Annotated in this window: 19 protein-coding genes; 1 reads left to right on the forward strand and 18 read right to left on the reverse strand. The window is 58.1% G+C overall.

Translation table 11 applies throughout. The features are described 5' to 3' along the window. From AB7M26_RS19760 to AB7M26_RS19845, 18 genes are all read right to left on the reverse strand, one after another. Entirely contained in the window at positions 1 to 1,287 is a 1,287-nt protein-coding gene (locus AB7M26_RS19760; protein WP_429376270.1) for a CmpA/NrtA family ABC transporter substrate-binding protein, read from the reverse strand. Positions 1,288 to 1,645: 358 nt separating this feature from the next. After that, positions 1,646 to 2,293: a hypothetical protein gene (locus tag AB7M26_RS19765; RefSeq protein WP_429376272.1), complete on the reverse strand. Its 648-nt coding sequence runs from the start codon at positions 2,291 to 2,293 to the stop codon at positions 1,646 to 1,648. After that, positions 2,290 to 3,480, reverse strand: coding sequence for a methyl-accepting chemotaxis protein (locus AB7M26_RS19770; RefSeq protein WP_429376274.1), 1,191 nt, complete (start codon positions 3,478 to 3,480; stop codon positions 2,290 to 2,292). The genes AB7M26_RS19765 and AB7M26_RS19770 overlap by 4 nt, the downstream gene beginning before the upstream one ends. A 304-nt stretch (positions 3,481 to 3,784) precedes the next feature. Then, a complete protein-coding gene (locus AB7M26_RS19775) occupies positions 3,785 to 4,096 on the reverse strand; it encodes a hypothetical protein (RefSeq protein WP_123494868.1) in 312 nt (103 codons plus the stop codon). A 95-nt stretch (positions 4,097 to 4,191) separates the two neighbouring features. Beyond that, positions 4,192 to 5,664 (reverse strand): LamG domain-containing protein; glycoside hydrolase family 16 protein, encoded by a 1,473-nt coding sequence (locus tag AB7M26_RS19780; RefSeq protein ID WP_429376276.1) that lies wholly within the window; start codon positions 5,662 to 5,664, stop codon positions 4,192 to 4,194. After that, on the reverse strand, positions 5,661 to 6,725 hold the full coding sequence (gene galE / locus AB7M26_RS19785; RefSeq protein ID WP_123494866.1) for a UDP-glucose 4-epimerase GalE: 1,065 nt from the start codon (positions 6,723 to 6,725) through the stop codon (positions 5,661 to 5,663). Before galE ends, AB7M26_RS19780 begins: the two co-directional genes overlap by 4 nt. Before the next feature lie 83 nt (positions 6,726 to 6,808). Beyond that, a complete protein-coding gene (locus tag AB7M26_RS19790; protein WP_429385825.1) occupies positions 6,809 to 8,227 on the reverse strand; it encodes an oligosaccharide flippase family protein in 1,419 nt (472 codons plus the stop codon). Positions 8,228 to 8,240: 13 nt separating this feature from the next. Beyond that, a complete protein-coding gene (locus AB7M26_RS19795) occupies positions 8,241 to 9,194 on the reverse strand; it encodes a glycosyltransferase family 2 protein (protein ID WP_429385827.1) in 954 nt (317 codons plus the stop codon). A 17-nt stretch (positions 9,195 to 9,211) separates the two neighbouring features. Further along, complete coding sequence (locus AB7M26_RS19800; RefSeq protein WP_429385829.1) at positions 9,212 to 10,525, reverse strand: O-antigen ligase family protein; 1,314 nt, start codon at positions 10,523 to 10,525, stop codon at positions 9,212 to 9,214. Beyond that, the gene (locus AB7M26_RS19805) at positions 10,525 to 11,634 is read right to left on the reverse strand and encodes a glycosyltransferase (RefSeq protein ID WP_429385831.1); all 1,110 of its coding nucleotides are present in this window, start codon (positions 11,632 to 11,634) and stop codon (positions 10,525 to 10,527) included. Before AB7M26_RS19805 ends, AB7M26_RS19800 begins: the two co-directional genes overlap by 1 nt. Continuing rightward, positions 11,631 to 12,710: a glycosyltransferase gene (locus AB7M26_RS19810; RefSeq protein WP_429376286.1), complete on the reverse strand. Its 1,080-nt coding sequence runs from the start codon at positions 12,708 to 12,710 to the stop codon at positions 11,631 to 11,633. The genes AB7M26_RS19805 and AB7M26_RS19810 overlap by 4 nt, the downstream gene beginning before the upstream one ends. Positions 12,711 to 12,733: 23 nt before the next feature. Beyond that, on the reverse strand, positions 12,734 to 13,441 hold the full coding sequence (locus AB7M26_RS19815) for a WecB/TagA/CpsF family glycosyltransferase (protein ID WP_429376288.1): 708 nt from the start codon (positions 13,439 to 13,441) through the stop codon (positions 12,734 to 12,736). A 29-nt stretch (positions 13,442 to 13,470) separates the two neighbouring features. Beyond that, complete coding sequence (locus AB7M26_RS19820; protein ID WP_429376290.1) at positions 13,471 to 14,862, reverse strand: undecaprenyl-phosphate glucose phosphotransferase; 1,392 nt, start codon at positions 14,860 to 14,862, stop codon at positions 13,471 to 13,473. A gap of 142 nt (positions 14,863 to 15,004) precedes the next feature. Next, positions 15,005 to 17,251 (reverse strand): GumC family protein, encoded by a 2,247-nt coding sequence (locus tag AB7M26_RS19825; RefSeq protein ID WP_429376292.1) that lies wholly within the window; start codon positions 17,249 to 17,251, stop codon positions 15,005 to 15,007. Between the two features lie 2 nt (positions 17,252 to 17,253). Beyond that, entirely contained in the window at positions 17,254 to 17,787 is a 534-nt protein-coding gene (locus AB7M26_RS19830) for a polysaccharide biosynthesis/export family protein (protein WP_095631111.1), read from the reverse strand. A 17-nt stretch (positions 17,788 to 17,804) separates the two neighbouring features. Continuing rightward, positions 17,805 to 18,959, reverse strand: a complete 1,155-nt coding sequence (locus AB7M26_RS19835) for an outer membrane beta-barrel protein (protein WP_429376295.1) — start codon at positions 18,957 to 18,959, stop codon at positions 17,805 to 17,807. Between the two features lie 213 nt (positions 18,960 to 19,172). Beyond that, positions 19,173 to 19,694: a transcription/translation regulatory transformer protein RfaH gene (gene rfaH, locus AB7M26_RS19840; protein WP_429388893.1), complete on the reverse strand. Its 522-nt coding sequence runs from the start codon at positions 19,692 to 19,694 to the stop codon at positions 19,173 to 19,175. A 514-nt stretch (positions 19,695 to 20,208) separates the two neighbouring features. Then, complete coding sequence (locus AB7M26_RS19845) at positions 20,209 to 20,442, reverse strand: hypothetical protein (protein WP_429376297.1); 234 nt, start codon at positions 20,440 to 20,442, stop codon at positions 20,209 to 20,211. Here AB7M26_RS19845 and AB7M26_RS19850 point away from each other — a divergent pair. Continuing rightward, complete coding sequence (locus AB7M26_RS19850; protein WP_429385836.1) at positions 20,434 to 22,521, forward strand: TonB-dependent siderophore receptor; 2,088 nt, start codon at positions 20,434 to 20,436, stop codon at positions 22,519 to 22,521. The genes AB7M26_RS19845 and AB7M26_RS19850 overlap by 9 nt on opposite strands. Positions 22,522 to 22,577 lie beyond the last annotated feature (56 nt).

Raw genomic sequence — 22,577 nt, forward strand, 5'->3', positions numbered from 1 at the left:
TCAGGCTTTGATGGTGAAGGAGTTGGCATAGGCGGCCGGATTGGAGCCGTCCCAGACCTTGCCGTCGATCAGGGTGCTACTGCGCAGCGGACTGCCCGGTACAGTCAGGCCAAGCTGGCTGGCGGCTTCGCCGTAGAGTTTTGTCTGGTTGATAGACTTGGCCACACCGGCGTAGTCCACATCCTCCTTGAGCAGGCCCCAGCGACGGAACTGAGTGAGGAACCACATACCGTCCGACAGGTAGGGGTAGTTGACGCTGCCATCCTTGCAGAAGGACATCGCATGCTCGTCCGTCCATTGGTTGCCTGCCCCGTCGTCGTAGTGGCCGAGGAAGCGTTGTTCGATCACTTCGACGGGCGCATTCACGTAGGCCTTGCCGGCAATCAGTTGGGCGGTGCTTTTTTTGTTCTCTACGCTGGCCTCGATGAACCGGCTGGCGTCGAGCACCGCCATGGTCAACGCCCGGGCGGTGTTGGGGTATTGCTCGACGAAGGCACGGGTGGTGCCAAGGATTTTCTCCGGGTGATCGGGCCAGAGTTTCTGGGTGGTAACGGCGGTGAAGCCGATGTTGTCGGCAATCGCCCGGGCTCCCCAAGGCTCGCCGACACAGAAGCCGTCCATGTTGCCCACGCGCATGTTGGCGACCATCTGTGGCGGTGGCACCACGATGGTCTTCACATCGGTCAGCGGGTTAATGCCGAGGCTGGCGAGCCAGTAATTGAGCCACATGGCATGGGTGCCGGTGGGGAACGTCTGGGCGAAGGTCAGTGGCGTACCACCTTGCTTGACCTTGGCGGCCAGTTGCTCGCCATTGGTCACGCCCGCTTGCTGCAGCTGTTTGGAGAGGGTGATCGCCTGGCCGTTCTGGTTCAGTCCCATGAGCATGGCCATATCTCTCTGCGGCCCGCCGATGCCCAGTTGCACGCCATAGATCAGGCCGTAGAGCACATGGGCAGCATCCAGTTCGCCGTTGAGCAGTTTGTCGCGCACACCGGCCCAGGACGCCTCTTTGCTCGGCGTGATAGTAAGGCCGTATTTTTCGCCGAAACCCTGGGTTGCCGCCACCACGACTGATGCGCAGTCGGTGAGGGGAATGAAACCGACCTTCAGTGCAGCTTTCTCCGGCGCGTCGCTGCCGGCAGCCCAGACTGCGCTACGCAGAAAGCCCGGCGCGACAACATTGAGGGCGGCGATCCCGGCGACAGTACCTGCCGTCACCAGGGATTGCTTCAGAAAGGTGCGCCGACCGGGGTGTACCGGATGTTGCGAGTCACGCTCATCAGTCATAACCACATCCTTTTTTTAGGGGCAAAAAAAAAACGGCGTGCGCCAGGCACCCTCGATAGAGGGACCTGACGGACGCCGTTGTCCGGAAAGTGCAGCACGCCGCCATTGGCGTGCCGCATGAGTCTGTTAGTCAGTAGTAGCAAAGGGCTTGCCAAGTTTATGTCCGAGTTTTTTTATGCGAAAAAAATCAATTGGTACAAAGGCTTGAAGTGGTTTTGTGATGTTTTCTAAAAAGATATCGAAGGGGGCGTAGAGCCGGGGGAGAGCGAAGCACTGATCACTTTTTGGGCAGCGTGGGTGCGAGGTGAACTAAAACAGCTCTCCTGCGCACCGCTGCGAAGTCGAATGGAGGTAAGCCTTAGCCCAGATCCCGGCGGATGGCGTCGAGGCGCTCGTCGAGCAATGGGGTGAGCAGGGCGTAGCACTGCGCCGGGGAGATGGACACTGTCGTTGTACCGATCAGGCAGCGTTGCAGTCGTTCGAGCGCGTTGTGCAGCGAGTGGGGGGCATGCCTGAGCAAGCGCTCGTGCAGGTACTGCAATTGAACAAGCATTTGCAGTGGGCAATTCTGATGGGCGGCGGCGCGCACCGACAGGCCGCGCAGCCGCCCCAGGTCTTCCAGCTCCCAACAGCGCTCGGCGATACTCGGGGGCTGCAGATTAAGCGCGCAGCGCCGCAGTTCGAGGTTCTGGATGGCGCCGAGCAAGTCTTGCAGCAACCGGCAATGGCCCTCGAAATCCGCAGGTTCGCGGCGTAATGCGTTCCAGGCCTGGCACTGTGCGCTATACGGCCATTCTTTCCAGCGTTGGTCGAGCGAATGACCCAGTGCCTGGCAACGTTGCTGTGCCTCGCGGGTGGTCTGTCCGCCGAGACCGCGATGCTGCTGCAGGCCTTGCAACAGGTCGAGACCCAGCAAAAGCATCTGTCTGAGTCCCGCGTCGTTTTGTGGCAGACGGGTTCGTCGGGATTGCCCACCATCGAGTGCGGCGGCGAATTGTAGGTTCATGGGCGGTTTCCGACGGTGAGCTGGTTGAGATAATGGGTCAGGTCGTGCAGCGCATGGGTCCGCGTACTCTGCTCTTGCACCGTGGCATTGACCTGTTGCAACTGTTCGCTGAGGTCATGATTGGCTTGCTGATGCTCGCTGAGCGCCTGCTGCATGGCGCCGAGGTGTTGCAGATTGATCTGGCTATGTTGAGCCAGGTCGTCGAGGTTGGCGGCGAGTTGCTCGCTCTGTTGGCTACCGGCAGCCAGCAGGTCGCGGTGTTCCTTGACCTCGCCATCCACTTGGCGCACGGCCATGGCGATCGCCGTCGCGGCTGTGGTGATTTCATGGGTAGCCCGGTCCGTGGCTTGGGCCAGGCTGCGGACCTCATCGGCGACCACTGCGAAACCGCGACCGTGCTCGCCGGCACGGGCCGCTTCGATGGAGGCATTGAGTGCCAACAACTGGGTCTGTTTGGCCAGTGCCTGAATGCTATTGACGGTGCTTTCTACTGCGCTAGTGCGCTGCAGCAATGCTTCCACGGCGTGTGCGGTATTGCCCAGGCTGTGCTGAATGGCGCGCATGCTGTCACCCACTGAGCGCGCCTCCAGACAACCGGTTTCGCTCATGGTATGGGCGTTGGCGAAGGCTGCCAGCGCGCCCTGGGCCAAGGCATCGATGCTGTGTAGGGTCTGATCGATTTGCTCGCTGGCGGCGGCGATCATGGCGATTCGTTGGCTCTGTTCCTCACCTTGGTCGCGGGCCTGTTGAGACATTTGCTCCAGCGCACGACTGGCGAACTGTACTTCGCTGCGCAAGCGTTCGTTGTTGCGCAGTTGCATGCTGGCGGCCACCAGTAGCGTCGCTGGGTCGGCATCCCGGGAGCTGCGCAGCAGTTGTGCAAGTTCAGTGTCCCAGAATATCTGTAGATGGCGTTGATGACGCTCACGAAGATGCCACGCGCACCCCAGATAGAGGACGCCAGGTATCAGGGCCAGTGCGCTTGCTGGCTGTTCGGCCAGTGCGAGACCGCAGGCGCCGAGGGCCAACCCGAGTGGTAACCAGAGGCCGATCCTGGTGCGTTCGAGCAGGGCCATGCCAGGGTCGAACAATGACCGCAGTGCAATGCCACCAGGGCGTGACTTGCCGACACCGCTGTGTGAAGGCGCGATGGCGTGACCCTGGGGGAGCATTCCTTGAGCAGGCATGAGGATTTCCTTTTATGCCGGGGTGAAAGCAAAAACGGCGCACGCCCACCTGTCGCAATGCGCAGGGGAGCGGACGCCGTTGTCCGTGATGTTTGCGAAGCCATCGTCGTTGATGGCTCAAGCCTGATCAGACCTAAGCAAGTTGTTTGCCAGCCGTGCCATCGACAACTTGTCAGCCTGTCGCTCGCGCAGTGGGAGGGGGTCCATTCGATGGCTATAGGGGGGCGAAGGCAGAAAAGGCGATCAACGCACCAGTCGCGGGAACTTCCGAGCCGCGGTGCTCTGTTCTGGTTCGCGCAGGGCGTTAAGCATGTTTTCCAGAACGGTCGATCCGGCATCCCTGTGGCTCATGTATTGAGTTCTGCGCAGAGAAGAGATGGACAGGGTATTCAGCCATGATCAATCGCAAGTGTTCGATAGCTTCCAGGTATTTAAGATCGGCCTGCCGTCTTTTCCTTTGATACTGGGTGAACTTTTCCGCGTCCATGTTGGGCTGATCGAGAAGATCAAGGGCGGCGTGGCTCAAGTGATAGGCGTCGCTGAACAGTTGTTTGTTACGTTCAAGCGCCAGATTCAGGCAGGCTATCGCTTGATCGGAAGTCATCGTACCGTTCATTGTTGCGACCTCTTTTATGGGGGATTCCTGGAGTTGGAGTAATGCCTGGCGCCGGTGAAAAACGGTGGGAGCCTTTCAAGAAAAACGGTCGACGACTATCTACCGCGACGCCACACCTTGAGGTAGTCCACGTTGAAGGTGGAGGGCAGGTCGGCGTCGTCGACTACCCCGAACCACTGCCACATGGCCTCGCTGTCAAAGAGGATATGCATGGGGAAGAACCAGTGGGTGTTCTTTGCCTCGCGCACCAGTACGCCGTCGACGTACCAGCGCAATGTGTCGGGCTGCCAGTCAAAACCGTAGACATGGAAGGCACTGGCCAGCCGCCATGGGCTGACCCAACTGCTGCCATCGCTCAAATGCTCGGTGCTGTGCGGCGTGGCCCAAACGTGGGCGTTCATGTTGTACCGACGGTCGAAGGAGGCGTTTTTGGTTTTGCCACCGATTTCGAAGATGTCGATTTCCGTGGCATTGTCGGCAAGCCCCGTAAACGCGAGCCAGAAGGCGCTGGAGCCGGCCGAGTCCATCGGTTTGGCGCGGGCTTCGTAGTAGCCGTAAAAACTGCGCTCGATCGTTCGGACCATCGCCGAGCTGTAACCTTCAAAGCCGAGTTTTACGTACTTTTGCGGCAAGGTTTGCTTGCGGAAAACAATGTTCAGATGGCCGTCGCTCAGGTAAGCGTTGTCCGGCATGAACAGTGCCGGTTTGCGCCCGAGCGAGTCGGTGCCCGTGGCGTTGTTGACGTGCCAGCGGCTGTGGTCAAGGGTCGCGCCATCGAAGTCGTCGGAGAATTGTGTGTCCAGCATCCACTGGCCGGCATTGCCCTGATCGGACAGCGGCAGTCCGGTGTTGGTCCGTTCCGGTACCTTTCCCAGCGGGCCGACGCGGGTCCAGGAATTGGCCGCCTTGGGGAGGGCGACGGACCACTTGACCGCCAGGTACTGAAAGATGCGCTGCCGTTCCTCCAGGGAGGCGAGGTGCCGGTCGTACATCAGTATTTCGGCGATGTCGCCGCGCAAATGTTCGACGCTGCCGACTACATTCCGCCCCACCGCATACGGGCCGATGGGCACTTCGTTGAGTTCCAGGACGAAGAGGGTCGGATCGTAGGCCGTGCGCTGTTGCACGCTGATCGCGAAGTTCGGTGGCACGTTGTCGTTATCGGCGATTATCGGGCGCGAACTGAACAGTCGCTGCCAGGTCTCGCCGCCGCTTTGCCCGTTTAGTCTGCGTGACACGATCAATAGGGTAACAGGGCCTTTTGCCGTACGAATGGCCTTGCCAAGGAAGGCTGAAGTACCACTCAAGCGCACCACCGGATGGCCATTCATGGCGTTCTCCACACGCTGCGGAAGTGCGGCGTCTGCGCCATTGTCTACGGTAACGTCATTGGCTTCGCCGGACTTGTCGTGCCACCGCAGGAGGTGGTTCTGGGCATCGAGGGTCATTGTCGACGCGTCGGTGGCGTCGAGCCACAGCACCAGGCCGTTGCCCTGCGGCGAGGGAGTGCCACCCGACGCGTTGCAAACGACCGATAGCAGGGCCGCCAAAAGAATGAACCTGCTCATATCCATTGCTTCAACGCAGTCGATGCCGCCAATCCGGGTTGGGAGTGGTACCCATGCGGGTTACACAATTGCCATCGCCAGGTGTCGATGATCATTTGCATCAGGTCGCGCTGTGCGTACCAGCCTAGATCACGCCCTGCCTTGGTGGGGTCGGCCCAGCATTCGGCGATATCGCCGTCGCGGCGCGGTGCGAACCGGAAGGGGATGGTAATACCGGTAATGTTCTCGAAGCTGTGGATGATCTGCAGCACGCTATGGCCAATGCCTGTTCCCAGGTTCCAGACGTGGATGCCGTTTGTGTTCTGCAACGCCCGCAACGCTTTGAGATGGCCATCGGCAACGTCGAGCACATGGACGTAATCGCGCACGCACGTTCCGTCGACAGTGGGGTAGTCGCTGCCGTACACCATGAGTTCGGGCACTTGCCTCATCGCGACCCGTGTCAGGCAAGGCAGCAGGTTGTTGGGCCTGCCATTGGGGTTTTCTCCGATCAGCCCGCTTGCGTGAGCACCAATCGGGTTGAAGTAGCGCAACACCGCAATGCTCCATTGCGGATCGGACAGGCACAGGTCGGTGAGCAACTCTTCGATCAGCAGCTTGGTGCGGCCGTAGGGATTGATCGGTTTGCCTGCGCCCATGTCTTCGATGAGCGGTATCTGCCGGGGGGCGCCATACACGGTGGCCGACGAGCTGAACACCAGTTTGAAGACCTCAGACCGGGCCATCGCATGGCAGAGGTTGAGCGTGCCAACCACGTTGTTGGCGTAATAATCCAGCGGCTTGCGAACGCTTTCCTCGACGGACTTGAGGCCGGCAAAATGCATCACGGCGTCGATGTCGTAGCGGCTGAAAATATCGTCGAGCAGCTGACTATCGCGAATATCACCTTCAATGAAATCGACTCGCTTGCGAGTCAGATACTCCAGGCGCGTGAGCGATTCGCGGCAGCTGTTACACAGGTTATCGAGGACCAGCACCTGTCGACCGGCGTCAATCAGGGTCAGGGTGGTATGGGAGCCGATGTATCCGGCCCCGCCGGTAATCAACGTGGTTTTGTGCATGATGAGGCGTTCCTGTCACAAGGAAATTGCACGAGTCAGGAGAATGGGGTCCGGGAAGGGAAAAGGTTGTCGGGTGCGTCCTCTCAGCGGATGGTGAAAACCGATTTGAATTCTTGCGGCCAGCGCGGATGCATCACGCTATACGCCACGGCATAGCTCAGCGCGCCAACCACGATGCTGCAGATCAGGTGCAAGTAGCCCTGAACACCCAGGCGGGGAGAAACCATCAGGACGATCGCTGCCATGACGAACGAAGCAATCACGCTGCGATAGTTGGTTTCGAAAAATCGCCGCCAGCCATAGCCGATTGCACTGTTCAACCCGCGGATTTGCAGTGGCGTGATGACCGCCATCCGGACCAGCAGGGCGAGAGCGGCGGCCATGCCGCCATAGAGGCTGCCGAAGCCATAGACCAGCGCCAGTGCCAATACGGTGGTTGCCACTTCGGCCTTGATGGTCAGGTGGCTGCAATTGACCGCGACCAGTGCGGTCGTGGCGTACATGGCGGTATTACCGATGGCTGCCGTGCACGCAAGCACTTGCAGCAGCACAATGGCCTCGGTCCATTTGGCGCCGAAGATCAACAGGATCAGGTCGTGCGCCGTGAGTGCGATGCCGATGAACAGGGGCGTCAGCAGGAAGCAGCTGACGGCGGTCGAATCGCTGACGATCGTACGCAACCGCGATGGATCGGCGCTGCGTCGGGCAAACACCGGCAGCGCATAGCTGATCAGGCCGTGATAGATCGCCGTGCGCGGCAGATCGATGATGCGCATCGCCATGTTGAACATGCCAACCGCGTTGGTGCCGGCCGTCATGCCCAGGATGACGGTGACCCCGCGCTGTAGCGTTTGCGAACTCAGCGCATTGACGGCAACCGGTGCGCCGGCCCTCAACAGTTCGCGCAAGAGCGGGCCGTCAATGTAAAAGGCAATGCGGCGCGGGTCTGCGCGCATCAATACGATAATGGACACGAACTCCATGATCAGTGCCTGAGCAATGACCGCCCAGGCACCCAATCCCCAGAGCGCGACAGCGATGCCGCCCACGCCACCACATACCTTGCCCAGTAGCGTGCGCGACGCCAGCATCCTGAAGTTGCCGCTACGGCGCATTTGCGCCACATAGACCCGCGCCATCATGGTGAACAGGATTTTTACCGAGGCCACCGCCGTCATCCATTGCAGCATCGGGTCAGGCGTGTACAGCATCGCCGCGCCCGAGATGACGACGATGGACGCCAGGCTGACGAGTACCGACGCCCAGAAGGCTGTGGCGATGTGTTTGTCTTCCAGCCGCTCGAGTCGTACCAGCGGGTCTTCCAGAACCGAGGAATACATCATGCCGATCAACTCGACGATGGCAATGATGACCGTGCCCACACCCAACTCTGTGGGCGACAGCAGCCTGGCATACGCGACAAAGGTAATCATCGACAGGAAAATCAGGCCGAATTTCTCGGTGAAAATCCAGATCAATTTAACCAGACGGTGATTGGCCATGGCGGATACCGGCTCAATGAGCGGTGGTTGACGCTACTGCCTTGCGCAATGACTGGACGCATGCATAGAGCAAGCGCAAGGTCGGTTTGCCGTTCCTGAAGATCAGCGTTTGCCAGGAGTACTCCAGCATTCGCCGGTACACATCGATCACCTGGGCATGCTCGCCTCTGCGGGAAAACAGTTCGAGAAAGTCGGAGTGGGCGCCCAGCGCGAAATCGATCCGTTGCTGCTTGCTCAACTGCGGGCCAAAGTGGGAGAGGAACGCTTCGATGAACCTGATCTTGTACGGGTAATACCTTGTCGGTTGCGCGGTCATATTGCCGCTGTTGACCATGCGCTGCAGCAGCACCTCTGGCACGGTGTGAACCTCCCAGTGTTCGGCGATCCGGGTCCACATGAAGCGGTCCTCGGAGTAACGCAGGCTGGGATTGAAGCCGCCGAGTTGCATGATCACGTCACGTCTGACCATCGCGGAGGACACACCATTGAGGACGTTGGCGCGGATGAAATCGTCGAAATGCCTGCCGTTTTTTAGCCGGTTTTCCAGTATTTGCGTACCGTCGCTGTAGTCGTTGTGCACGTAGCAATCTATCAGCGCCACCGGCCGCCCCTGACGACTCAGTTCCTCAAATAGTGCCAGTTGTTGCTCCAGCTTTTGTGGATACCATCTGTCATCGGCATCGAGAAACGCCACATAAGTCTCTTCAGTGTGCTGCAGTCCGTGGTTGCGGGCGCTGGCCTGGCCTTCGTTGGCTTGATGCAACAGCGTCAGGCGAAACGGCGCCGCGAAGTCCTTGACGCGTTGTGGTCCATCATCGGTGGAACCATCGTCGATGACGATGACGTGATCGGGCAGTCGGGTTTGCCCGGCCACGGACGCCAGTGTTTGCTCGATGCTGTCGGCGCCGTTGTACATCGCGATCACGACGCATACTGTGGGAGGTGAAGAGGGGGCTTGGTCTGGCATGGTTATTTCTCCTTCTGTTACGCATTGGCTGAGTCGCGTGGTAATGCCTTGCCAGGCGAACGCTGACCCAGGGTTGGCCGTGACCACTCGGGGTATGTCGCGTGGTGATGCCGAAAGGACAGGGCGAGGACGCAGAACACCAGAAACTCTGCGCAGCGGTAGTTGGGAACGACATACGCCACATAGTTGGTGAGCATGAACGCTGCGATGATGACCATAGCGCTGGCGTGAAACCGCGCCGACTGATCCGCTACCACGGCCCGGTAGTGTTTGATCAACGCCTCGATCAGCATCAGGATCAGCGCTGTCAGCTGGATGACACCGCCGTTGAGCAAGGTCTCCATGTAGCCGCTGTGGGCATTGCCTATGTAACCCCAGCGGTTGATGAATGCCTCGGCGCCCGGGCTGGACCAGAAAGCGCCGAAGCCGTAACCCTTGAGGAATTCGGCGTCGATCAGCGGTGTGAGCAAGCCCCAGATCAACGTGCGGTCGGTGAGTGAAGCGTCACGCCCCATCAGTTCCAGCAGCAGGGTGTAATTGCCGTATAGAAACAGGCAGATCAGCACATAGATGAATGTGGTAACGAGGAATGCTGTCAGTGAGCGGTTGATGTGCAAGCGAATCAGCGTGAGGAAGTACCAATAGCTCACGGTGCCGGCAACAATCAGTGCGATTGCCGTGGCAGATTGGGCCAGCGCAATCGCGATCAGCGAGAATAATGAGTAGACGATGGCCCAGGGATTGCGCTGACGGATCATCGGCAGCAGTAACAGAATGGCGATCGCGTTGAGCCGGGCAGCGGCATTTTTTTCCGGGAAAATCCCCTTGAACGCACCGTCACGAATGCCGCCATCGATGAAGACGATGTCGGGCCTTATCAACGCGAATATCAAACCGAACAGCGCTATTGCGCCGATGGTGCAGCCGAGCATGAAAGCGATTTTCTCGAGGCTGTAGTTGTAGGCAATGAAACCGGCAAAGAACACCACGCTGATCAGCGCCACAAACCGTTTGAAGCTCAACATCGGGTCGTAGGACCAACTGATCGATACGGCCAAGCTAAGCATGAATATCAGCAGGAAGGTGTTGTTCCTGTAAAAGCTTTTGCTGATGAAGACCTTGTTGCGGATGAAGAAGAACAGCGGAACCAGCAGGGTGATCAGGCCGCAGATCTGGTTGACCACGTTGCCTTCGAGGTCTCTTTCGGCGGCGTCCAGATTCGAGGTATCAGCCAACCCGAAAAAAAATCCGATGACCTGGGTATAGAACAGCACGCCGAACAATGTGAAAGCGTCGCGCAGGGTGGTGTACCTGACTTCCAGTTTGTTCATCACGATTGATTCCCTAGCAAGGCATCGAGATAAGTCTTCGCCGCGCACGCACTCACAAAACGGGCAGCGGCATCGATGCGCGCCTGGCGGTTTGCATCACGCGGCAACGTCAGTTCCACGTTGATCGCCCGGGCCAGTGCGTCAGGGTCGTCGACCGCCACCAGCGGGGCGATCGCGCCATTGTCGAGAATCTCTTGCGGGCCATAGGGGCAGCGGGTCGATACCACTGGGGTGCCCGTGGACAGGGCCTCGACCAGCGCGTTGGGACTGCCCTCGAAACGCGACGACAGCACAAAGCAATCGGCCGCTGCCACCTCGGCCAATGGATCGCTGGTATAGCCCGGCAGATCGAAGCGGTCGGCCACGCCCAGGGCGATGGCCTGCTCGAGCAACTCGGCTCTGAGCGCGCCTTCGCCGAAAATGATCAATCGAACACTGGGATCGGCTAATCGGGCAAAGGCATCGAGTAATACGTCAAAGCCTTTTTGCTGTGCCAGGCGACCTACAGCGACAATCACCGGGGCGGTTTTTTTCGACAGCCAGCGGTGGTTTGGACGTCCCGGCGTCTTGTCGCGAAAATCGTTGTCGAGCACCGGGTTGTCAGCGATGGTGACATCCTGGGGGCGCGTGATGGTGGTGTCGACCAAGTCCTGAGCAACACCGCGCGAGACGCAGATCACCGGATTGGGTATGAGCCGATACAGCAGCGGTGCCAACAGATAGGCGATACGCACCATCAACGCGGGATTGACGTGTCTGTCATGGGAAAACGCATTGCGTTCGCTGACATGCAGGCGCGCCAGCGTACCTGACAGCGCAGCCGCGGCGATGGCTACGACATTGACATGGGTAAGGGCGGCCAGTTGTGCGTCAAAGCGATTGTGGCGAAGAAAGCGTGCCAGCGCCGGCACTGCTCTGGAGCTGCGCGCACTGTGCAACTGCACCTGTTTGACCCGAGGGTCGAGGTATGCCGAGTTCACACCCATGCCGGTGAGCATCAACAAGGTCACGTCATTGCCTGCGTCAGTCAGCGCGCCGGCGAGGCGCGCCATCATTTTTTCAGCGCCGCCCCCGCTCAAGTCCTGCAGAATAATCAGCAGTCTTTTCATTGATTCCAAACCTGGTAGTACGCTTGCGCGGCATGTTGACTGGTGTACTGCCGGACGGCTTCAGCGGCCACTTCCCGGCTTGGCGTCGCCTGGCTGTGCGAGATCAGGCTGCGCAACATCCCTTCGGCCAGCGCCGGTACATCATTGACCTTGACCAGATCGCCAAGGCGGCCGTTATCAAGCAGTTCACGGGGCCCGGTTTCACAGTCGCAGGCCAACACTGGGGTGCCCAGCGCCAGGGCTTCGATCAGCACGGTCGGCAAGCCCTCATGAAACGAACTCAGGATCAGCAGTCTCGCCTGTCTGATAAAAGGGTAGGGATTGCTCAGGAAACCGGTGAAATGCACACGGTCCTGGATGCCCAGGCGGCTGGCCTGTGAGGTCAGCGCGGCGAGTTGCGGGCCATCGCCGATGATCACCAGATCCGGCAGCGCAGCGCTGCGCAAGGCCATGGCATAGGCATCGAGCAGCAGGTGGAAACCTTTCGGTTCTATCAGCCGTCCCACTGCCAGCCAGAACTGCGCCGGCAAACCGGTGGACATGGGCGTCTGTGCGGCACTGAGCAGTTGTTCGGTGACCACAGCATTGGGGCAATAACGAATGCGTTCGCGACCCCAGGGCACCAGGTCAGAGAGGGACTGGCGCAAGCCGTTGGAAACCGTCACTACCTGGCCGTTGCCGCAGAGGTACAACGCATAGAGCAGGCGCAGGGTGGCGGGGCTGATTTTTTGTTCACCGCAATCCAGTGCTGCATGACGGCTATAGATGACCTTGCAGGGGCTACCCAAGGTGGCAAACCAGGTGCAGAGGTTGGCTTGTTCTTTGGCTGCGATGAGGTGAGTCACTTGTTCGCGACGAATGATCCGGCGCAGCAATACGATGGACTTGAACAGGCCGACAATTCCATTGCCGCCGCCATTGAGCGTGGCCGTTCCTTCATCGTCTGGCGTGTCGCCATTCATGACGAAATAACTGACACGCTGACCATCTTTCAGAAACTGTCTGGCCAGGCGTTGCTGGACACGCTCGAGGCCACCATCGGGCTTGAAGTCCTTGAGGGTGAACAGGATATGCATGGTCGTGGCTCGGTACTGGATGTTCAGGGATGAGTGATATTGATGGTCACTTTTCGCCGGATGATCATCACCAACAGATGAACAAAATTGGTCGGGTAATCGATCAGGTAGCGTTTGATGGTGTGCGGTTCGCGGTACATCCGATAGAACGCGCGCAGATGCAGGCGGTTGATCAGTACAGGGTAATAATCATGCGTCGCCGTGGCTTCTTGGCGAATGAAACCGCCACAGGTGAATGCCACACCGTTGAAGCCGGCACGCAGGGCATCCTGCTCGAACTGTTCCTGAAGCCCTGCGCCCAGGCCTACGATCAGGATGTTCGCTTCACTGCGGCAGATGTCTGCCAGGATGCACGCGGCCTGCGCTGCATCGAAATAGCCATTGTGATGCCCGGCAATAATCAGCGTGGGATAGCGAGCCCTGATCTTATCGAGGAACAGGTCCAATTCGGCTTGCCGGGCACCGACAAAATAGAGGCGCTTGCCGCGTTTCTCGGCATAGCTGAATACAGAATCGGCGATGGACGTGAAGTCGAAGCTGACCCGGCCGATCGTGCGCCCGGTGATGCGCGACATGAAGGTCGACATCAGCATGCCGTCGCAAAAATAGGCGATGGAAGTCGGGGGGCGGTCGAGCAGACCGCCGATGGACGCAAAATTGATGAAGGAAAATGCCTTGTTGGCGTCCAGCAGATTGGGTGCGTAATGCCCGATTAATTCCAGGTCGATCATTGGCTGGGCCTCAGGGTCAACCGACCCTATTAATAGATGTCTTTTGAGAACAACGTAAAAGGCGTCTTGACCAGAATCTTGATGTCCAGCCACAGCGACCATTGGTTGATGTAGTTGAGGTCCTGGGCGACGCGCTGTTGCATTTTTTCCAGCGTCTGGGTTTCACCTCGATGCCCGGTGATTTGGGCCAGACCGGTGATGCCCGGCTTGAGGCGATGACGGGCCATGTAGGCGCGGACTTTGCCGGTGTAGTAAATGTTGTGCGTGACGGCGTGCGGTCGCGGGCCGACCAGGGCCATTTCGCCGAAGAGCACGTTGAACAGTTGTGGTAGTTCATCGATGGAACTACGGCGCAAAAAGCGCCCAAGCGGAGTGATGCGCTCATCATCGCGGGTGGCCTGACGCACTTCGTTGTCGTCGTGCACACGCATCGTCCGGAACTTCCAGACCTTGATCACCTCAGCGTTGCAGCCGTAGCGATTTTGTTTGAACAGCACCGGGCCGGGCGAAGACAGCTTCACGGCGGCCGCCACGATCAGCAGCAAGGGGGTTAGCACGATGATGCCCATGGCGGCGAGGCTACGTTCGAATAGTTCTTTGCAGAGCAGGCTGCCGGGGTGCGAACTGATCAGGCTTTCATTGAGGTAGATGGCGGGCATTCGCTCTATTTCCGAGATCGAATGATTGAGCAGCACCATGCTGCCGAAATCCGGGATCCAGACCACGTCGACATTCACGTCCAGAAGATCGATGTACAGCGCCTCGATGATGGCGGCTTGTGCCATCGGCAAAACGATATAGACGCGGCGTACGTGCAGGCGGGTGATGATTTCGCGAACCTCGTCGATACGTCCCAGCAGCGGCAGAATGCTCGGGGCCGGGCCGGTATGGTCGGCGGTTGCGATAAAACCCAGCAGCGGTACGCGATTGCGCCTGGACAGTTTTCTGGCCAGCGTATGTGCGGTCGGACAGGTCCCGATGATCACCGCGCGGCGCTCGTTGCACAGCTTTTGCGAATACAGTCGGGCCAGGTAATGCAGCGGCAAAAAGCTCGCCGCCTGGATCAGGTAACCCAATACGGCCCAGACGATGATCACCTGACGGGAGAAAATCACGCTGGTCTGGGTGACGAAGGCAATGCTGATCAGCACGGCCAGCAAGATCATCCAGGCCGCCAGCAGCCGAGCGAGTCCTGATAACCACTCATGACGCTTGTGGTAAACCTGCATGACGCTGTAGATCGGCACCGAACCGAGCACGGTGAGAATCATCAGCATACGGTATTCACTGGTCAGGCTGCCAACGCGCCAATACACCAGCAACATCAGCAGCAGGTTGACCAGACTGAGCGCGCACAGCCATTGGCCCCAGAAGGTCAGACCTCGGCGGCGCGTCATTTGAGCGGTGTAGAGCGATGTCATCGGCGTAACCTCCGGGCATGGGTTGGACATCGGCGCCAAAAATTGCACGCCCTCGTTCCCGCACGCTGGTATAGCTCGACTGGGATGAAGCAGTTTTTAGTAGATATTTGAAGGGGACTACGGGTGAGGCAGGCGCAAGGTTCTACCTGGGCAAGTAGTCATAATTCTGGAACGTATCGGAATGGCTGTAGCCTTGTTTGCGGGCCTTGCTCAGATCAACCTGGTTAAGCACCACACCGAACACCGGCGCATGGCACTGCTGCAGGTTCGCAAGGCACTTCTGTACCTCACTGACAGGCGTGCTTTCGGCCTTGATCACGTAGATCACCGCGTCTGAATGCTTGGCCAGCAACAATGCATCGCTGACCATTTGTGCCGGCGGGGAATCGATGATGATGCGTTGATACCGCGACTTCAGCGCCTCAAGCATCGGGGCCAGGCGCGTCGAACCCAGCAGATCCAGCGGTGGCGGCGACAGTTTTCCGGCCGGCAGCATGTCGAGGTTGCCGACAGAACGGATACAGTCCTCCAGCCGCGCAGTGCCCGCCAGGACGTTGGCCAACCCCGGGCTGTCCGCCGGGAAATCGAAGTTGAGCGAAAGGCTGGGTCTGCGCATATCGGCATCGATCAACAGGACCCGTTCCAGCTTGGCAAGGGAGTAGGCCAGGTTATTGGCGATGGTGCTTTTGCCTTCTTCGGCCATGGTCGAGGCAACAAGTACCACCTGTGACGGCATGTCGCCGCCGTGCAGCATCAACCAGGTGCGCAGGTTGCGAATGGTCTCGCAAAAGCGCGGATGGTCGTTGTCGTCGAACAGTCGCGCCAGTTGCCGGCGGCTTTTCCTCGTGACCAGCGGCACTACGCTGAGCAGGGGAACGTCAAGCGTACTTTCAATGGCTTCGTCGCTCTTGAAGGTTTTGTTCAGGGTTTCGGACAGCAATGCCAGCGCTACCCCGATCAGCGCAGCCACGACAGCGACAATCGCCAGAATCAGTTTTTTACGTGGTTTGCTGGGTTCCAGAGGAACAATTGCGGGGTCGACGATGCGCGCCTTGGTGGAGTCCATGTCTGAGGTGGCCGCGGTTTCTTTCAAACGGGTGATAAAGGTCTCATACAGCGCACGGCTGCTGTCGACTTCACGCTGGAACTCTCGCAGTTGAAACTCCTTGCGCGAAATATCCTGTAGCTGCGCCTTGTTGCTGTTGAAGGATTTGCGCAGTGAGTTTTCATTGGCTTGTGATAGCTGATATTCACGCTCGATACCGGCAACCACCTGCTGAACCTGCAAGCGCAAACTGTCGGTAGCCGTCCGCAACTCGGCACGGGCGGCAGCAAGGGTCGGATGTTTTGGACCATAGCGCCCGGACAGCTCCTCGACCTTGGCTTGGGCCTTGGCCTGTTGCGCCTGGAATTTCTGCACCAAAGGGTTACTCAACACAGCCGGCACACTGGACAGCTTGCTCAGGTTGCCGTTGCTCAGGGCCTGTACCTGGCGGAACTGGCTCTCGGCCTCTGCCAGATTACGACGGGCATCGATCATGCGATTGCCGGTCAATTCCAGTTCATTGGCGCTGATGGTGGCGACACCACCGACGTCGACCAGGCCTTGCGCTTCCCGGTAAGCCTGAAGTTTGTCTTCGGCACTGCGCAGGTTATTGCGCAACTCGATCAGGCGTGAGTTCATCCAGCTGGTATTGGTCAGCGAGGACTTCAGGCTGTTATCGAGCTGGCTGTCGATGAAACCCTGGGCAATCGCATTGGCGGTAGCGGCCGCCAAACCAGGGTCGGGCAGCTCCACTTCTATTTTGATCAGCTGGCTCTTGCCGACGAATTTGACGCGGGTCCGTCGCATGAGGTTCTGCGTGACCTGATTGAACACCTCGGCCTCAGAGGGCACCACCGGCATCGGCGTCAAACGACCCAGTACTGGCAGCCATTGGTCAAGTTCAAGCGTTGCCAACCATTTGCGCGGCGCAAACCATGACTGCGGTTGCTGGCGTGGATCCGTTACCGGGTGCGTGGTCAGGTTCAGTTTTCTGACGGCGCGTTCAGCGAGATCGCGCGATTGCAAGAGCGCCAATTGCGTCTGCAAATAATCGACGGTACCGGCGCTCGAATCCGTGACTTGCTGGAAGGCCAGCAACGGTGGTGTTTTCTCTTTGATCAGCAACGTGGTGCTGCCGATGTACTGCGAGGGAATGAACGACAGCGTAACCACCGCCAACACACAGCCAAACACTACCCACCAGCAGATTTTCCAATGGGCGCGCCAGATCACCCTCCAGTATTTGAGCAGGTCAATGGTGTCCTTTTCCTCGCTGTACTGCTGATATTGCGGCACATGCGGCTGGATCGGACGTTCGACATATAGGCTAGGGCTGTTGTCCATGATTAGAAAAAGCCTTGTGCAATGGAGATGGTGTCACCGGGCCCGATGGCAGTGCTGCGCGTGATCTTGTCGGTCAGCGGTGGGGAGCCATCGCCGCGCACGATGGTCACCCGCTTGATCGAGGCTCGTTCGGTCAGGCCGCCGCCCAGGGCGATGGCTTTCTCCAGCGTCAACCCGGGCTCGAATGGATAGCTGCCGGGTTTCTGGACCTCTCCATTGATGTAGAACGAGCGGTAGGCGATCAGGTTGAGGCTGACCTTGGGGTCGACCAGATAACCTTGCTTGAGCCCGTCGACGATGAGTTTTTCTACCTGCCGGGGCGTGAGTCCCTTGGCGGCAATGTCACCTAGAAATGGATAGGAGAACATTCCGGCATCGTTGAGACGGATTTTTTCGAAGCTCAGGTCCCGCTCACCGAACACAGTGATACGCAATACATCGCCGGCTGCCAGTTTGTACTGGGCACCGGTGTCTGCTGCAAACGTCACGGGCAACAGCCACGGCACGAACAACAAGCCAAGCATTCGCGAGTTCATGGGGAAAACCTCTTCTCTTAGAGACTTACATTGAAGCTGAGCAAGAAGATGTTGCGTTCAAAACTCTGATTGTCGACATCGGAGTCATCATTGCGGTAGCGATAGCCCAGCTCGATATCCAGCCAGCGGCGCATGGCGTATTCCACGCCGAGGTTGTAGTCACGAAGGTCGTCGGTGCGGTCCTGCCCTTCGTACTCGTAACGGCCAAGGCCGACTTCGGCCACTGTGGTGATGCGTTCGGTCCAGCCATGACGCCAGCCGACCATCGCCGTGGTGGTCTTGACGGCATCAGCACCGTCGTCGCCCTCGGCCATCGCCTGGCGGGCAACAAAGGAGAAGGTCGAATAGGTGCGTGGTTTCCAGCGCAGATCCACTTGCCAGGTCGGGTTACTGAGGTCATCGACATCGCTGTCGTCGAAGTTCTTGCGCTCATAACCAACACGGACTTTGCCGGTGGTGCGTGCGGTGAAATCCCATTCGGCACCGGCGAGGACCGCATCGGATGTGCTGTTGAGACGGCTGTTGGACTCGTAATCAAAGACGGTATGGTCGTACTCGAGTAATCCACGTGTATTGCTGCCGATGCGGTGGTACCAGGTAGTGGTCAGGCCAGTGGTATCGCGCTCTTTGTCATCGTTGATGCCGCCTGAGTTGTTGTAGCGAAGTTGGGCATAACTGGCGCCCAGATCAATCTGGTTGGCAGCGCTCCTGGCGCCGTAGGTATAGAGACCGTTGACGCGATTAGTGCGAATCTTGTCATTGACGCCGTCGACAGCGGTCGACGTCGTACGCTCGTATTTACGTGTTTCCGCATCAAGCTTCAGTCGATGGCGGTCGGTAAATTCCATGATGCTATTGAGGCGCAAGCGTTGTGCCGTATTCGAGGCATCCGAGTCGTCATGATAGATGTACCGGGTAGGCTGCCAGATGAGTCGGGTAGCACTGTTGCGGTCTTCAGCCTTGAGTTCGAAAGTGGGCGCCACTTTTGTCACCATCGAAGACTGCGCCCGCTCCAGTTCGCGGAAGTTGTCATCATAACTTTCTGAAAACAGCAGGGTAGGGGTGAAGTCGAACCCATAAATATCAATGGACTGGGGATCAAGACTCCAGGCCGTTCCGGGACACAAATAGATCATGAACAGTGCGAAAGGGCCGCGGGTCTTGAGAGTCATATCATTGCTCCAAGGGGTGAGTTCAATGACTATAGACCGGAAAAACAGTGGGTGAGTCGGGGCTGTGTAATGCCGGTGGCAATCAATAATTAATTGGTTGAGGAAGAATGTATAAGTTCAATTGTGGTTGCGCTGGTGCTGGCAATAACAGGCCTTAATTTGAATTGTGCAGTTTGTTGTAAGATGCATAAGTTAGAAACGACTATGATTTGTTTATAGACAAGGCCGAGATCGCGCAATGTCAGTTAATGGCACGCGGACCTGATGCTCTCTATTCAAAAAGTGAAGAAGAATCATGACTCGTTCATCACCTAACATGCTCAGGAAAATACCTTCCAGTGTCGACAGTGGTCCTCGGGTTATTTGCAGCGTTTCCCCGGGTTTGAACGGTTGAGAGGCCTGCATTACGGGTGGCTTAAAACACCGGGTACGCAGATGCTCGATGACATCGTCCGGGACAATTGCCGGGCCGTGGTTGAAGTCAACGAGACGGCTGACGCCGCGGGTAGAACGCAGGGGCGCCCATTTGTCGTCACGGCTCAGCTGGATGAAAAGATAACCCGGGAAGAGAGGTTCGAGGGATTGATGGGGTTTGCCATGAATCACGCGCTCACTAATAATTTGCGGACAAAATATAACGTAGTTTTGTCGCAATAGATTGATTTGTGCCCGTTCATCCTGACGCGGCTTGCACTGCAAAAGATACCAATTGGAACCTTGGGTACTCGTCAGCATTCTGGCAAGCTCCGGAATATGGGTTAAGCATGCCTGTTCACGCATCAGCAATGCCACTGCCCCTCCGATGAACGCTTTAGAGTAGGTGGAATTGCGAAAGTGTTAAGTCACTGGAACAGGTGTGTCAATAATGAAACATGTAATGGGCAAGTAACGATAGAGCACCCAAGTCAATAATTTGGCGTGAGAGCCGCGCAGCTAGTTCGCTTTGTCGGACGGCGCTCAAATAGAACTCTTGATCGAAAAGTGTAAAGGTTACTTAACGCTATCAGTGATATCGATGTGTCATCAGATCGTTGCGATGGGCAAAGCTACCGCAGGGTCCGAACTCTCGGTCCTATAAAAAATAAACACTGTCTATCGTGAACTTAATCGCTGGGGGCTGACGTATATCTATTAAAGGAAAAGCATCTTTTTATACGTCGACCCAGTTAGGTATCGACCACTCCAGACGGCCTGTCAAATGTCACTAGTCAAAAATATAGCCTTCTGTCCAATAATCTATTAAAAGCCCTCAAGCCGTTGTTTTAACGGGCCATTTTTTTTGACGCACACAGAGTACTTGCTGAAACCGATCGGCAGACAACACACAAAACCCTCCTAAATCAAAAGCGGGCAGATGGCCGTCAAGGGTATTTACTGAAAATAGATCGCACAATACAATGAGAATCGTTACCACAAACTCATCGAGTGCGACGTCTTGAGCCAGCCCCACCCCTTTGCCCGCCGCAAGGTCTTCATGAAACACGCGTTGCCGACGCTCTCCTGCGTTATGTTTGCCAGTCCTCTGTGGGCACAGGCCCCCCTCGAACTGCCGACCACGGATATTCAGGCAAACCGCGTCAGCCAGGACACGAGCTACACCACCTCTCAAGCCAGCACCGCGAGCAAGAGCAATGTGCCGATCAAGGAAGAGGCGCAATCGATCAATGTGGTCACCCAACAGACCCTGGCTGACTATCAGGTGCGCTCGCTGGACGACGCCATGAAGTTCGTCAGTGGTGTCAGCCAGGGCAATACCTTGGGCAACTCGCGGGACTCCCTGGTCAAGCGCGGTTTTGGCACCAACGACGACGGCTCGATCCTGCGCGATGGCGTGCGTTCCAATATGGGCCACAACTTCAGCGCCACCACGGATCGTGTGGAAGTGCTCAAAGGGCCTGCTTCAATGCTGTACGGCGCGCTGGAGCCCGGCGGATTGATCAACGTGATCAGCAAGAAACCTGAATACACCCAGAGCACAACGCTGAGTGGCTCGGCCTATAGCGAAGGCGGCGGCACCCTGGCCGTGGACACCACCGGGCCTTTGGGAGACACGGGCCTGGCCTATCGCCTGATTGCCGAACGCGGCCATGAAGATTACTGGCGCAACTATGGCGTGAATGAGAGCACTCTGGTCGCGCCATCGCTGAGCTGGACCGGTGACCGCGCCAGTCTGACCCTGAGTTACGAATACAACGATTATTCCAGCCCCTTCGACCGCGGCACCGTGTTCACCAACGGTCACCCGGCGGACATCGACTACGACAAGCGCCTCGACGAACGCTGGGCGAAAAGCGTCGGTATCCGTGAAGTGGCTACCGCGCGTTTCGAGTATCAGTTGAGTGACGATTGGAAAACCCGCGTCACCTACGGCTGGAACAACGACCGCTACAGCCTCTCGATTGCCCAGCCGAATGCGTTGACCGGCAACAATCTGCGACGTGCTGCCAACGGCGCTCATTACGACGATGAAACCCGCTACGCCAGTTGGGATTTCATCGGCCAGCAGGAGCTGTTCGGCCAACGCCATGACCTGCTGATCGGCGCGGATACTGAAGCGTCCGACCAATTCCGTGGCAAAACCTACCGTAATACCCCGCGGTCAGGCTTCGACATCACCGCGCCAGTTTATGGGCGTTTGGCTGAACCCAGTCTGGTAAGTGCCACGCAAAGTGATCTGAGCAATCAGCTGACCTCAAGCTCCGTGTACTTCAAGGATAACTGGCACCTCGATGACCGCTGGATCCTGGTCCTCGGCGGTCGTCAGCAGCACTACGATCAGTACAGCGATCAGGGCCGAGGCAGCCGCTATACCGTCAACCGCGACGATAACGGCAATGCCTTCGTGCCATTTCTGGGCCTGGTCTACAAAGCCACCGATACCTTGTCGCTGTATGGCAACTACAGCCGTTCGTTCAAGCCCAATACCGAAGTCGACGACGCCGGCCACACCTTCGATCCGGAGGAGGGCCGCAGCTACGAGGTCGGTGCGAAGTACGATCCGCTGCCGGGGCTGAACATCAACCTTGCGCTGTTCGACATCGTCAAGAAAAACGTCGTGACGAGCCAGTCGATCGGTGGCGTCAGCCTTTCGGAGGCGGCGGGCAAGGTCGGTTCACAGGGCCTGGAACTGGACATCACCGGGCGTGTGGCCGAGCGCTGGGACCTGATCGGCACCTACGCTTACACCCACACGGAAATCCTCGACGATCCGGATGACGAAGGTCATCGCCTTGCCGATGCGCCCAAGCACACCGCGAGCCTGTACCTCACCCATCACCTGAACATTCCAACGGAATTCGGGGCCTGGCATACCGGCGCTGGCGCACGTTACGTCGGCGAGCGCGCGGCCAACAACGCCAACGATTTCTGGCTGAGCAGCTACACCGTGGCCGATGCCTTCGTGCGTTGGGAAACGCCGATGTTCGGCTACAAGACTTCGCTGCAATTCAACGTCGACAACCTGTTCGACAAACAGTACTACCCGTCCTCTACCGGCACCCAACTGGCAGTCAATGTCGGCGAGCCGCGCACGGCACGCCTCAGCGCCAGTGTGACGTTCTGATTCGTTGACGCGCTGTCCCCGTTTCGCCGGTATTTGTACCGGTCGGAACGGGGGGG

It is taken from the genome of Pseudomonas sp. F-14 TE3482 (assembly GCF_053629455.1).